The organism is Qipengyuania sp. YIM B01966, from assembly GCF_016461955.1.
In the GTDB taxonomy this organism is placed as follows: Bacteria; Pseudomonadota; Alphaproteobacteria; order Sphingomonadales; family Sphingomonadaceae; genus QFOP01.
In genome coordinates this window covers 19,703-33,433 of sequence record NZ_JADMNM010000010.1, presented here as the reverse complement: position 1 = coordinate 33,433, position 13,731 = coordinate 19,703, and the positions used below count along the sequence as shown (strand labels likewise).

The following is a 13,731-nucleotide window of genomic DNA, read 5'->3' as shown; positions in this document are numbered from 1 at the left end:
GGGCGACTTTCATTGATGCGTGCCGCGGTTGCGGCCGCATCGAACAAACAGCGGACAGCAACCAACGTTCCGCACCTAATGTTGTTTAATGTTGAGGCTCCGAGGCCGCATTCTTGAAGCGGCCCAGTCCGCGATCAGTGTCGCACAGTCGATCCCAGAAGCGGAAATAGAGGCCGTAATTGCAATTGTAGCGATCATGGTGCTGCTGGTGATGCGTAGCAGTGATCAGGTGGCGCCCGGCGCGCCCTTCGACCAGCCAGCGGGGGAACAACTCCCAGCCCATGTGATTGAGGGTGCCCATTACGGTCATGATCGTCAGCCACGCCCCTACGACCCCCAGATGCATAGGCAGCACGAATACGGTCAGCGGCACGACGATCGCGCCGGTAATCGCCTCGAGCGGGTGGAAGCTCATCGCTGCCCAGGCGGTCGGCGGGCGGCTCGCATGGTGCACGGCGTGCACCCGCCGGAACACCGCCGGGCGGTGCATCCACCGGTGAGTCCAGTAAAACCAGCTATCCTGGATGAACAGCGCCAGCAGCAGCGATAGCGGCAGCCACCACAGCGGATAGGCGCCCAGGTCGGTATAGATGCGCGTCCAGCCGCGCTCCTGCCAGGCCCAGACCGCCGCCGCCGCCGGCGCGGCATAGATCGCCGTGCTGGCCAGCGACCAGCCGATTTCGCGGCGGATTTGCCGGGCCAGCCCGTCATGCAACTGCGGATGGCGGCGCAGGCCGAGCCAGGCGAACGCCCCGCTGACCGCGAGATAGCGCACCGCCACGATCAGCGTCATCGCGATGATCGTCGAAAAGAGCGTCAGCCGGGTCATTGCCGCGCTTGCATAGCAGGGTCTGACCACTAGAACACCGCCATGTGCAAAGGGCCGCTGATTATTGCCGGGGGCGGGCTGGCCGGCGGTCTGGCGGCGCTGGCGCTGCAGCGCGCGCAGCCCGAGATCGAGTTCGTGCTGGTCGAAGGCGGCTCCAGCTTTGGTGGCAACCACACCTGGTCGTGCTTCGACACCGATGTGCCGCCGAGCGCGGCCGAACTGCTCGCCAGCCTGTCGCCGAGGCGCTGGCCCGCCCATCAGGTGCGCTTCGGCGCGCACAGCCGGACGATCGAGATCGGCTATCTGTCGGTCGCCAGCGAGCGCCTGCACGAAGCAATCATCGCTCATATCCCGCCCGAACGGCGCCGCCTCGACAGCGCGATCGCGCGATTGGCCGCGGATCATGTCGCGCTGGCTGACGGCAGCGAGATCGCCGGCAGCGCGGTAATCGATTGCCGGGGTCCGGCCGGGCCGATGCCGGGGATGGAGCTGGCCTGGCAAAACTTCGTCGGGATCGAATATGATGCCACCAGCGGCGTGCCGGCAGTCCCGATGGTGATGGACGCTACGCCCGACCAGATCGGCGGCTACCGTTTCGTCTATCTGCTGCCGTTTGCGGCTGACCGGGTGCTCGTGGAGGACACCTACTACACGCTTGACCCGGCGCTCGACGTTCCGACCGTCAGCGACCGGGTGGCCGCGCTGGCGGCCGAGCGCGGCATCACCGGCACGCCTGGCCGAACCGAAACCGGGGTGCTGCCGCTGGCGCTTGACGGCGATCCGGCCGTGTTCTGGCCAGAGAGCGATCCCGTCCCCCGGCTCGGCATGGCCGGCGCCTTCTTCCATCCGACCACCGGCTATTCGATCGGGCTGGCGCTCCGCAATGCGGCCGAACTGGCCGCGCTGCCCAATCCGCTGAGCGCGCCCGTGCTCGCGCAATGGTCGCGCGGCGCGTTTCTGCGCCATTGGCAGGCGACGAGCTTTTTCCGCCTGCTCAACCGGATGCTGTTCTGGGCCGCCCCGCCGGGCGAGCGCCGCCGTATCTTCGCGCATTTCTACCGCCTTGATGCGGACACGGTGGCGCGGTTTTACAGCGGGCAACTGACCGCGCTGGACAAGCTCCGCATCCTCAGCGGCAAGCCGCCGGTTGGAGTCGGCGCGGCGATGATGGCGCTGGCGGGGCGCAGGCCGTCGTGGCGCCAGTGATGGAAACCGCGTGGAGCGGCCCACGCGGCGAACTCGTCGAGGTCACGCGATCGATCATCGCGCGCGGATCGACCAGCTTCGCGATGGCCAGCAGGCTGCTGGCGCCGCAAGTGCGCGAACGCGTCTGGCTGCTCTATGCATGGTGCCGCGCGGCGGACGACCTGACCGACGGGCAGGAGGTCGGGCATAGTGCCGCCACGCCGGGCGCCGAGGATGCCCGGCAGCGGCACGCAAGGCTCACCGCTTGGACCCATGCGGCTCTCGACACTGAGGTGTCGGTGCCGCTCCCTTTTGCCGCCCTGCGGCAGGTAGCGCGCGAAGTTCCGCTCGACCGCGCGGCAATCGCGGCGCACCTGTCGGGCTTCGCGCTCGACGCGGCAGGCTGGGGGCCGCAGACGACCGACGACCTGCTCGATTATTGTTACCGGGTGGCGGGCGCGGTGGGGGTGCTGATGGCGCCGATCCTCGGTGCGCCAGCGGGTGATGCCGATACGCTCGACCGCGCGGCCGATCTCGGTATCGCGTTCCAGCTCGCCAACATCGCCCGCGACATCGTGCCCGACGCAGCGCAGGGCCGGTGCTATATTCCCGCCGAATGGCTTTCCGCCGCCGGGGTCAGCGCACGCGCGCTGGCCGGGCCGGAAACGCGCGCGATCAGCGCCATGTTCGCCCAAGGGCTGGCGCAGATGGCGCTAAGCTATCGCCGGTCTGCGCGGGTCGGCGCGGTGCGGTTGCCGTTCCGCTCGCGCTGGGCGGTGCTGGCGGCCGAGGGCATCTATGGCGCAATTGGCGAGGCGGTCGCCGCGCGCGGGGCCGCAGCGTGGGATGAGCGGGTGATCGTGCCGAATACCGCCAAGCTCGCCGTCGTGGGCCGCAGCCTGTTCGGCGCTGCCGGTCGAGCGCCCGAAGCTACTGCGCGCGACGGGCTGTGGCAGCGCCCGCCGGTTTCAGCCGCCGCCTTGCGGTAGGCGCTGGCGGCCTTCCTTTGATTGCTCCAGCTCGGCCAGCAGGCGCGAAATGGGCGGCGCATAGAGGAACCCGAAACTCACCGCGCCCTTTCGGCTGGCAATCACATGATGCAGCCGGTGCGCCTGGACGATCCGCTTGAAATAGGGCGAGCGGGGCACGATCCGGTGGGGCAGCCGGCGATGGACGATCCAGTCGTGGAACCCGAAATAGATCGCCCCATAGGCGGCGATGCCCGCGCCGATCGCCGTGGCCTTTGGTCCCCAGCCGCCATGCACCCCGGCCCAGATCAGCGCGATCGAGGGCAGAGCGAAGATCGCCGCATAGGCATCGTTCCATTCGAACCAGCCGGTCCGTTCGCGGTGATGGCTGGCATGGAGGAACCAGCCCGCCCCGTGCATCACCCACCGGTGCATGGCATAGGCAAACAGCTCCATGAACGCGACGGTCAGCACGAACAGGGCGACAAGCGTGAACATGGATCTATCCTAGGCCGGGGCGATCAGATCATCAAACCGGCAGTCGCCTTGGCGCTGCCGACCACGCCCGGAATGCCGGCGCCCGGATGCGTCCCCGCGCCCACCAAATACAAATTGCCGAAATGATCGTCGCGGTTGTGCCCTCGGAAGTAGGCGCTCTGCAGCAGCGTCGGCTCGAGGCTGAAGGCACTGCCGAGATGGGCGGACAGATCCTGCGTGAAATCCTGCGGGGTATAGCAGAACTGCACGGTCAGCCGGTCGCGCAGGCCCGGCAGCACCGTCTGCTCCAGCCGGTCGAACACCACCTCGCGGTAGCGTTCGGCCTCCGCGTCCCAGTCGACATCGCCCTTGGCGAGATTGGGCACCGGGGCAAGCGCATAGAAGGTCGAGTGGCCCGGCGGGGCCATGGACGGATCGGTCGCGGTCGGGTGGTGGAGGTAGAGCGAAGGGTCGCCTGCCACCACCCCATGCTTGTAAAGATCGTCGAGCAGCGGGCCGTAGCGGTCCGAAAAGATGATCGAGTGGTGCGCGATCTCGGGATAGTGGCCCTCCAGCCCGAAATGGACCACGAACAGGCTGGGCGAAAACCGCTTGCGCTCCAGCCGGCGCACCGCCTGGCGGCCGCGCGGATGATCGCCAAGCAGGCGATAGGTGTGGACGATATCGCCGTTTGACGCGACCATGTCGGCCTGATGCGCGCCCGACGCGGTGATGACCCCGGTTACGCGCTTGCCGGCATGGGTGATCGCCTGCACCGGCTCGCCGCAGTGGATAGTGCCGCCCAGCCGCTCGAACAGGGCCACCATCCCCGCGACCAGCCGGTTGGTCCCGCCGCGCGCGAACCAGACGCCGCCCGATTTCTCGAGGTGGTGGATCAGCGCATAGATCGAACTGGTGGTCATCGGGTTACCGCCCACCAGCAATGTGTGGAAGGAAAAGGCCTGCCGCAGCTTGTCATTGGAGATGTGGCGCGAGACCGCGGAATAGACCGACTGCCACGCCTGATAGCGCGCTAGCGCGGGGGCAGCGCGGACCATCGAGCCGAAATCGAGGAATGGCACCGCACCCAGCTTCTCGTAGCCTTCGCGATAGACGCCCTTCGAATAGTCCAGAAAGCGGCGATAACCGGCGACATCGCGCGGCTCCAGCGCGGCGATATTGCGTTCGAGCACATCATTGTCGCCGGCGTAATCGAACCGCGTGCCGTCGTTCCACACCAGACGGTAGAACGGTTCGACCGGGATCAGTTCGACATCATCGGCCATCTCGCTGCCCGACAGCGCCCATAATTCGCGCAGGCACGCCGGATCGGTGATAACGGTGGGGCCGGCATCGAACACATGGCCTTCGCGTTGCCACACATAGGCGCGGCCACCGGGCCGGTCGCGCGCTTCGAAGATCGTCGTGGCGATCCCTGCGCTTTGCAGCCTGATGGCGAGCGCCAGCCCGCCAAAGCCGCTGCCGATGACGATCGCCGTGCGGTGGGGGCCGCTCATATTACGCGCTCCTGTTGGCCGGTCCGCAGCGCCGGCACCGGCGCGGGACATCACACTTGCCCTATCGGGGCGCGCCGGCGCGGCGGCAAGCCTTTGCGGCCGAGATTCTGCGCGCGCTACGCGTCATCCGGCGTTAAGCTGGGCAAAGGCAGCCTGCTGGGGCAGAGCCAATAGGGGGTAATGATGACGCGAAGGGTGTGGCAGGCAGGGATTGGGGCAATCATCGCGGCGGCGCTGCTCGCCGGACCCGCGCAGGCGCAGGAGCAGGAGCGGATCGCTCCGCCGCGCCCGCCGCTTCCCGCCCCGCCGACAGCGCCGGTGGCGCCCAACACCGATCCGCTCGCGAACCCGTCGCTGGTGGCCTATCCGCGCGGGGTCAGGACCGAGGAGAATAAGGTCGCCCTGCGGCTGCTCGATTATGCGCTGACGGTGCGGCCGCGCGGCGCGCTGGCCGATTACGACCTTGAAATGCGATTCGCCGGGCATGGGCGGGAACAGCTTGAAGGGCATCTCAATGTCGCGCTCCCGGCGGGCGCGATCGTCACCGGTTACGCGCTCGACATTGGCGGGGTGCTGATCGATGGCTCACTGGTCGAGCCCGCGCGTGCGGTCGCGGCGTATGAGGCGCGGGTGCGCGAGCGGGTGGACCCGGCGATCGGCCAGGTCGACCGGGCAACCGGCGGCTTTTCCACCCGCGTGTTCCCCATCGGTGCCGAAGGGCGGCGCATCCGCCTGCGCTTTGTCGCGCCGATTGGCGAGGGCGCGATGCTGCCGATCCGGCTCGACCGACACACGCAGAGCTGGTCGGTCAGCGTTGAACCCGACCGCGAAGGTGGGGCCACCGCCGCGCTGGGTGGAACGCGGCTGACAGGCACGGCGCGGGGGCGCGGGGCGATGGCGCGCGAATTGCGCGTGGCGCCGGATGATGCCCGCCGCCCTCTTGCCGCTGCGCATCCCCAGACCGGCGAGCGCAGCTGGCAGATCGGCGGCCGGCTGCCCGCGCGCGAGGCCGCTGGCGGCGGGACCTTGCGTATCCTGTGGGACCGCTCGCATTCGCTGCAAGGAGTCGATCGCGCGCCGCTTATCGCACGGCTCGAACAGGCGGTGGCGGCGCTGCGCCCGGCGCGGATCGATCTGGTCGCGTTCGATGCCGAGGGGCAGACGACCAGCACCGTCGCACCCGAAGCGCTGGCCGCCGCGATTGCCGCGATCCGGGCGGGCGGGGCGAGCGGGTTTGACGCGCTGGCGGCATTGCCGGCGGCCGATCACTGCATCCTCGTCAGCGACGGGCGCGCCAATCTGGGCGGCGCCTTGCCGCAACTGCCTTGCCGCAGCTTTGCCATTCCCGCCGGGCGCGGCGCCGACCGGGCCGCGCTTACCGCCGGCGGCGCGCAGATCGTCGAGGCCGACGGTGCGCGGTTCGACTGGCTGCGCCCCGCCGTGACGGCAGTTGCCGGGGCCAATGGCGCACCGGTCGAATGGCTGGCGCTGCCGGCCCCTGCGGGCGAATGGCGCGCGGTCATCGCCGATCCGGGCGCGGCTGAGGTTACGGTGCAGATTGGCCGCGAGCGCCAGCGGATCGCGCTTTCGGGCGAGGCGTCGCCGCTGGCCGCGCCGCACACGCTGCTTGCCGCGCGGCGGATCGCCCGGCTCGACCCGTTCACCCAGCGCAGCGCATTTCTGGCCGAAAGCCGCCGCTACGGCGTGCCGTCCGAAACACTGGCTTACGTGGTGCTCGAAAGCCCGCAGGATTACGTCGCCAACCGGATCGAGCCGCCGGCAAGCTACCCGAAATATGCCGAATGGCGGGCGCGTGCCGACGAAGCGGCACAAGCGGCAGAGGAAGCGCGGATCGACCGGTTCGCGGTGGTCCTCGCGCGCTGGCAGTCCGAGGTCGAATGGTGGCAGCGCCGGTTCGATCCCGCTGCCCGCCCGGCCGAAAACCGCCCAAGTTCAGGCGGCCCGCCGCCGCCGCCGATGCCTGTGCCCGTTGCGGCACCCCCACCGCCTCCACCCCCACCCCCCCCTCCGCCAGCTGTGCGCGAGCAGGCGGCACCGTCGAGCGACAGCGCTGCCGAGCGCTTTGACGATTCCGGGAGCATCATCGTCACCGGCAGCTCTGTCTCGCGCCGCACAAGTAGCGACGCGGCAAGCGCCGAAAGCGTGGTTGAAGAGGATGGTTCGATCCGCATCGCAGTCGATGCATGGCGCCCGTCGCGCGACTATATCGACGCCTACGATGCCGCGCCCGCTTCCTTTGAAACGGCCTATGTCGAATGGGTCCGCAAGGCGGGCGGGGTGCCGGCCTTCTATCTCGACACGGCCGACTGGCTGCACCGCAAGGGGCAGGCTGCGCGGGCGCGAGAGGTGCTGCTCTCCGCGCTCGACCTGCCGACGGCCGATCACGCCACCATCGGCGCGGTTGCCGCGCGGCTTGAACGCTGGGGCGGGGCGGCCGATCTCGCCGTGCGGCTGCGCGAGCGTCAGGCGCAGCTCGACCCCGACCGGCCGCAGCCCAGACGCCTGCTGGCGCTCGCGCTGGCCGAACGTGCGCGGTCCCATCCCGCCACTGCACGGGCCGATCTCGAGCGCGCCATCGCGCTGCTTACCGAAGTTGCGCTCACCAACACCGATCCGCGGTGGGACGGTATCGAGGTGATCGCCTTGCGCGAAGCCAATGCGCTGATCCCGCGCCTGCGCGCGCTGGGCGGCGAGGTGCGGCTCGACCAGCGGCTGATCGCCAATCTCGACAGCGATGTGCGGGTGGTCATCGAATGGGACCGCGATGCGACCGATATCGACCTGTGGGTCGAACAGCCCAATGGCGAAACCGCGATATACTCCTACCCGCACACGTTGATCGGCGGGCGGCTGTCGAATGACATGACCAACGGGTTCGGGCCGGAGGAATACTGGCTGCGCCGTGCTCCGGGCGGGTCTTACAAGATCAAGGCCAATGTGTTCGCTTCCGACCGACTTGATCCCAACGGCTCCAGCCGGCTCCGCGCCCGGTTGATCCGCGATTTCGGCCGCCCGACGGAGCGCGAGGAGGCAATCGATTTCGACCTCAATGCCGGTACCGCACGCACACTGGATGTCGGCACGATCCGCATCGAAGGCGGCGTACGGGCCGAACCTGTCCCGCCACGTCGCGGCAAGTGAGGCCGGCGCTCAGCCGCCGGTAAAGCGCGGCGGGCGCTTGTCGAGGAAGGCGGCGACCGCTTCGGCGTGATCGGCGGTGGTGTGCGCCACCGCCTGCATCGCCGCGGCCATTTCGAGCAGGGTGCCAAGTTCGCTCGAGCGTCCTTCCCACAAGAGCCGCTTGGTCATGCGGACGGCGTGCGGCGGGTTGGCGGCGATGCGCTGCGCGAGCCGGCGCGCGGCGGGCAGCAGATCGTCCGCGGCGACCACCTGCGACACCAGCCCGCAGGCCAGCGCGTCTGCCGCATCGATCGGATTGCCGGTCAGCGCCATCTCCGCCGCCTTGGAAAAGCCGACCACGCGCGGCAGCAGCCACGCCCCGCCATCGCCGGCGATGATTCCCAACTTGACGAAGCTTTCGGCGAATTTCGCATCCTCGGCCGCGATCCGTAAATCGCACATACAGGCAAGGTCGCAGCCCGCGCCCATGGCCGCCCCGTTTACGGCGGCGATGATTGGCACCTCCAGCTTGGCGAAGGCCAGCGGAAGCCGCTGGATGCCGGTCTTGTAATTGCGCCGCGTCCGCACCGGATCGCCGGCATTGAGCCCGGCGCCGGGCACCATCGACTGGATATTGCCCCCGGTGGAGAAGCTCTTGCCCGCGCCCGTCAGGATGGCGACGCGCGCCTCGGGGTCGTCCTCCAGCCGGTCCAGCGCGGCGAGCAGCGCCTCGACCATGTCAGGATCGGAGATGGGGTTGCGGATTTCGGGCCGGTCGAGCGTCAGGGTGACGATGCCCCCATCGCGTTCGTAGCGGACGGGCGGGGCAGCTTGGGGTTCGGTCATCGCGCTCTCTCCGGCAACAGGAACGGCCCTTCGCGTAGCGGGCGGCTGCCACCTCGCCAAGCGGGCGTGCGGCGGCTAAGGGCCGGCGATGCGCGATTTGCTGGTCATCGGCGGGGGGATCAACGGTGTCGGGATCGCCCGCGATGCTGCCGGGCGCGGGCTTTCGGTGACACTGGTCGAGCAGCACGATCTGGCCGCGCATACCTCGTCGGCCAGCAGCAAGCTGATCCATGGCGGCCTGCGCTATCTCGAACAGTACGAATTCCGGCTGGTGCGCGAGGCGCTGCGCGAACGCGAGGTGCTGCTGCGCGCCGCGCCGCATATCGTCCGCCCCTTGCGGTTCATCCTGCCACACGACCGCCATCTGCGCCCGCGCTGGATGCTGCGGGCAGGTCTGTTCCTCTACGACCGGCTGGGCGGCGGTCGGTCGTTGCCGGCAAGCGCGGCTGTGCCGCTGGCAGGAGGCCCGCTTGCCCCGCGCTTCACGCATGGCTTTGCCTATTGGGATTGCTGGGTGGAAGATGCCCGGCTGGTGGTACTGTCCGCCCGCGACGCGGCCGAGCGCGCGGCCGACATCTGCCCGCGCACGCGCTGCGTGGCTCTTACCCGCCATGCCGATCGCTGGGTCGCGCGTCTCGTCGGCCCGGAGGGCGAGAGCGAGATCGCCGCGCGCGCATTGGTCAATGCCGCCGGCCCATGGGTTGACGAGCTTGCCCGCATGGCGCTCGGCCCGGCGACGCCGCGCCGCGTGCGGCTGGTCAAGGGCAGCCATCTCGTCGTGCCCCGCCTCTATGATGGCGACCATGCCTATATCCTCCAGCAGCGCGATGGCCGGGTGGTGTTCGCCCTGCCGTTCGAGGGGCGCTTCACCCTGATCGGCACCACCGACACCGCGTTCGACGGCGATCCGGCCACCGTGGCGATCGACGCGGCCGAGCGTGCCTATCTGCTTGCCGCCGCCAGCGACGCTTTCGGCCGGCAGGTGGACGAAAGCGAGGTTCACGCGACCTATTCCGGCGTACGTCCGCTTTACGATGATGGCGCGGCGCGCAATTCCACCGTCACCCGCGACTATGCCTTCGCGCTCGATAGCGCGGGCGGCGCGCCGCTGCTGTCGGTCTATGGCGGCAAGATCACCACCTATCGCAAGCTCGCCGAACACGCGCTGGCGCGTCTGGCGCCGCATATCCCGGCGATGGGGCCAGCCTGGACCGCCGGGGCGGTGCTGCCGGGCGGCGATCTGCCGGCGGGCGGGGCCGCCGCGCTGGCGGCGACCCTTAGCGAGCGGCATCCGGCGCTTGTCGGCGGCGTGGCGCAGCGCTGGGCGCGCAGCTATGGCACAAGGGCGCTCGATATTCTTGCCCCCGGCGCGGCGCCCGGCCCCGAAATTGCGCCTGGCCTGTTCGCCGGCGAGCTCGAATATCTTGCCGCGCAGGAATGGGCCGCCGGCGCCGACGACGTGCTCGACCGGCGCACCCGGCTCGGCCTGCATTATTCTGCCGGTGAACGCGCCGCGGTCGCCCGCTGGTTTGCCAGGCGGCTTGAAACCGCCGGCGCTGCAGTCCAAGGCGCGCTCGACCCTCCCCGGTAGCGAGACCAGCCATGACCGACCACGCCCCGCTCGACCGTTCCGCGTTGCGCCGCGTCTATCGGCAGGACGAGGCGGCGTGTATTGCCGAGAGGCTCGATCAGGCAGCCGGCTCGCGCGCGGTGCACCCGCAGGCGGCGCGCATCGCCGCCGGGCTGATCGAGGGCGCGCGCCGCCGCAAGGCCAGCGGGATCGACGCCTTCCTCCAGCAATACGGCCTCGCCACCGAAGAAGGCATCGCGCTGATGTGCCTTGCCGAAGCGCTGCTGCGCGTGCCCGATGCCGAGACCGCCGACGCGCTGATCCGCGACAAGCTGGCCGGGATCGAATGGGCCGAGCATCTCGGCGCCAGCGATTCGACCTTCGTCAACGCGGCCACCTTCTCGCTGATGCTGACCGGCGAGGTGCTCGATCGGCCCGAGGCCGCGCAGCGCGGCATGGCGGGCACGCTGCGCCGCACCGTCAGCCGGCTGGGCGAGCCAGTGATCCGCAAGGCGACGCTGCAGGCGATGCGCATCTTGGGCGGCCAGTTCGTCTATGGGCGGACGATTGACGAGGCGCTGCAGCGCGCCGCGCCTGAACGGCGCCGCGGGCTCGGCCATTCGTTCGACATGCTGGGCGAAGCGGCGATGACCTTGGCCGATGCCGAACGCTACCGGCTGGCTTACGAGCAGGCACTGGCGCGCGTCGCGGCGGAGGGTGATGGCGACCTACATTCCTCGCCCGGCATTTCGGTAAAGCTGTCGGCGCTCTATCCCAAATACGATGTCTATCACGCCGATGCGGCGAAGGCGGCGCTGGTGCCGATGCTCCGCGCGCTGGCCGAGCGGGCGCGCGATGCCAATGTTCATTTCACGATCGACGCCGAAGAGGCCGAGCGGCTCGAACTCTCGCTCGACATCATTGAGGCGCTGGTCGCCGATGACAGCCTGTTCACCCGCGCTGACGGCAGAAACTGGGAAGGCTTCGGCCTCGCCATCCAGGCCTATCAGAAGCGCGCCGTCCCGCTCTGCGACTGGATCGTGGCGCTCGCCCGCCGGCATGGCCGCAAGCTGTTCGTCCGGCTGGTCAAGGGCGCGTATTGGGACGCCGAGATCAAGCTGAGCCAGGTCGGCGGCTATGCCGATTACCCGGTGTTCACCCGCAAGGTGGCAACCGATGTGTCGTACCTCGCCTGTGCCGCGCGGCTGCTCGATGCGGGCGATGCGCTGTTCCCGGCCTTTGCCACGCACAACGCCTATACGATCGGCGCGATCACCGCGCTCGCTGCAGGCCGCTCGTTCGAATTCCAGCGCCTCCACGGCATGGGCGAGGATGTTTACGAAGAACTCGCCCGCACCCAGCGCGAGGCGGGAGGCGCGCCGACGCGGGTGCGGATCTATGCGCCGGTCGGCTCGCACGAGGATCTGCTGGCCTATCTGGTGCGCCGGCTGCTCGAGAACGGGGCCAACAGCTCGTTCGTCAACCGAATGGCCGATGCCGATGTGCCGGTCGGCGCGCTGGTGATCGACCCGGTCGGCGAACTCGCCGCCACCGAGCCGAAGCGCAACCCGGCGATCCCCCTGCCGGGCGACATATTCCCCGGCCGCCGCAACAGCGCCGGGGTGGACCTTGCCGATCCGCTGGTGCGCGAACCGCTGCTCGCGCGGCTCGCCGGGCTGGCTGGCAAGCTGTGGGAGGCCGCGCCCACCTTTGCCGAGGGCCCTGCCGGCGAGACGGTCGCCATCACCGCACCGCAGAACCGCAGCGACCGGGTCGGGACGATGCGCGTTGCGACTGCGGCCGACGTCAGTGCCGCGATCGGCCGCGCCGCCGCCGCGCAGCCGGGCTGGGACGCGTTGGGCGGCGCCCGCCGGGCCGACCTGCTCGACGCCTGCGCCGATGCGTTCGAGGCCGAAACTGACGCCTTCCTGTCGCTATGCCAGCGCGAGGCGGGCAAGACGCTGATGGACGCGGTGCTCGAACTGCGCGAGGCGGTCGATTTCCTGCGCTATTACGCCGCCGAGGCGCGCACCCTGTTCACCCGCCACGAAGTGCTCCCCGGCCCGACGGGCGAGGAAAACCGCCTCTATCTCGCCGGGCGAGGGGTGTTCGCCACGATCAGCCCGTGGAATTTTCCGCTGGCGATCTTCATCGGCCCGGCCGCGGCCGCGCTGGCGGCGGGCAACACCGTGATTGCCAAACCCGCCGAGCAGACCCCGCTGATCGCCGCGCTGGCGGTGCGGCTGTGCCACCAGGCGGGCGTGCCGGCCGAGGTGCTGCAACTGCTTCCCGGCGGGGGCGAGGTCGGGGCGGCGATCACCTCCGACCCGCGCATTGCGGGTGTCGCCTTCACCGGCTCGACCGCCACCGCGCAGGCGATCAACCGTAGCCTGGCCAACCGCGACGGCCCGCTCGGCATCCTGATTGCCGAAACCGGCGGGCAGAACGCGATGATCGTGGACAGCTCGGCGCTGCCCGAACAGGTCACCCGCGATGTCGTCGCCAGCGCGTTCCAGAGCGCCGGGCAACGCTGCTCGGCGCAGCGCGTGCTCTATGTGCAGGACGATGTCGCCGACCGGATGGTGACGATGATCCGCGGTGCCTTCGAAACGCTCAATGTCGGCGACCCGGCGCAATTCGCCACCGATGTCGGCCCGGCGATCGACGAGGAAGCGCGCGCTTCGCTTGAGGCCCATGTCGCCGACCATATTGCCGCTGGCGATCCGGTCTGGCGACTGGCACCGGGCGCGGGGGCCGATCAGGGCACCTTTGTCGCCCCGACGATCATCGAGATCGGGTCGATCGCCGATCTCGACAAGGAGAATTTCGGCCCCATCCTCCATATCGCCCGCTTCGCCGGTGACCGGCTGGAGGCGGTGATCGACGAGATCAACGCCATCGGCTTCGGTTTGACGCTGGGCCTCCACAGCCGGATCGACGCGACCCGCCGGCTGGTCGAGGCGCGGGCGCGGGTCGGCAACCTCTATGTCAACCGCAACCAGATCGGCGCGGTGGTCGGCAGCCAGCCATTCGGCGGCGAGGGGCTGTCGGGCACCGGGCCCAAGGCCGGCGGGCCGCATTATGTCGCCCGCTTTGCCACCGAGCGGGTGGTGTGCATCGATACGACGGCAGCGGGCGGCAATGCCACGCTGCTGGCCGGCTGAGCTTCACTGGCGGTTAAGCGGCGGCGCGGCTAAG

Annotated in this window: 9 protein-coding genes; 5 read left to right on the top strand and 4 right to left on the bottom strand. The window is 69.5% G+C overall.

Annotated features, from left to right (window positions below; all coding sequences use genetic code 11):
* Window positions 1-85 precede the first annotated feature (85 nt).
* Window positions 86-829, bottom strand: coding sequence for a sterol desaturase family protein (locus ILT46_RS10630; protein ID WP_199504626.1), 744 nt, complete (start codon window positions 827-829; stop codon window positions 86-88).
* A 42-nt stretch (window positions 830-871) separates the two neighbouring features.
* Here ILT46_RS10630 and crtY point away from each other — a divergent pair, with 42 nt between their 5' ends.
* Both crtY and ILT46_RS10620 read left to right on the top strand, forming a co-directional pair.
* A complete protein-coding gene (gene crtY / locus ILT46_RS10625; RefSeq protein WP_199504625.1) occupies window positions 872-2,035 on the top strand; it encodes a lycopene beta-cyclase CrtY in 1,164 nt (387 codons plus the stop codon).
* On the top strand, window positions 2,035-3,003 hold the full coding sequence (locus ILT46_RS10620) for a phytoene/squalene synthase family protein (RefSeq protein ID WP_199504624.1): 969 nt from the start codon (window positions 2,035-2,037) through the stop codon (window positions 3,001-3,003). Before crtY ends, ILT46_RS10620 begins: the two co-directional genes overlap by 1 nt.
* Here the strand turns inward: ILT46_RS10620 and ILT46_RS10615 are convergent.
* Together ILT46_RS10615 and ILT46_RS10610 are read right to left on the bottom strand one after the other, a co-directional pair.
* Window positions 2,983-3,480: a sterol desaturase family protein gene (locus ILT46_RS10615; protein ID WP_199504623.1), complete on the bottom strand. Its 498-nt coding sequence runs from the start codon at window positions 3,478-3,480 to the stop codon at window positions 2,983-2,985. The genes ILT46_RS10620 and ILT46_RS10615 overlap by 21 nt on opposite strands.
* Window positions 3,481-3,503: 23 nt before the next feature.
* Window positions 3,504-4,976, bottom strand: a complete 1,473-nt coding sequence (locus tag ILT46_RS10610; protein ID WP_199504622.1) for a phytoene desaturase — start codon at window positions 4,974-4,976, stop codon at window positions 3,504-3,506.
* Window positions 4,977-5,159: 183 nt separating this feature from the next.
* Here ILT46_RS10610 and ILT46_RS10605 point away from each other — a divergent pair, with 183 nt between their 5' ends.
* Entirely contained in the window at window positions 5,160-8,138 is a 2,979-nt protein-coding gene (locus ILT46_RS10605) for a VIT domain-containing protein (protein ID WP_199504621.1), read from the top strand.
* A 9-nt stretch (window positions 8,139-8,147) separates the two neighbouring features.
* Here the strand turns inward: ILT46_RS10605 and ILT46_RS10600 are convergent, their stop codons facing one another.
* Window positions 8,148-8,963: a crotonase/enoyl-CoA hydratase family protein gene (locus tag ILT46_RS10600; protein ID WP_199504620.1), complete on the bottom strand. Its 816-nt coding sequence runs from the start codon at window positions 8,961-8,963 to the stop codon at window positions 8,148-8,150.
* A gap of 88 nt (window positions 8,964-9,051) precedes the next feature.
* Between ILT46_RS10600 and glpD the strand changes: the two genes are divergently transcribed.
* Window positions 9,052-10,554, top strand: a complete 1,503-nt coding sequence (glpD, locus tag ILT46_RS10595) for a glycerol-3-phosphate dehydrogenase (RefSeq protein WP_199504619.1) — start codon at window positions 9,052-9,054, stop codon at window positions 10,552-10,554.
* A gap of 11 nt (window positions 10,555-10,565) precedes the next feature.
* A complete protein-coding gene (putA, locus tag ILT46_RS10590; RefSeq protein ID WP_199504618.1) occupies window positions 10,566-13,697 on the top strand; it encodes a bifunctional proline dehydrogenase/L-glutamate gamma-semialdehyde dehydrogenase PutA in 3,132 nt (1,043 codons plus the stop codon).
* Window positions 13,698-13,731 lie beyond the last annotated feature (34 nt).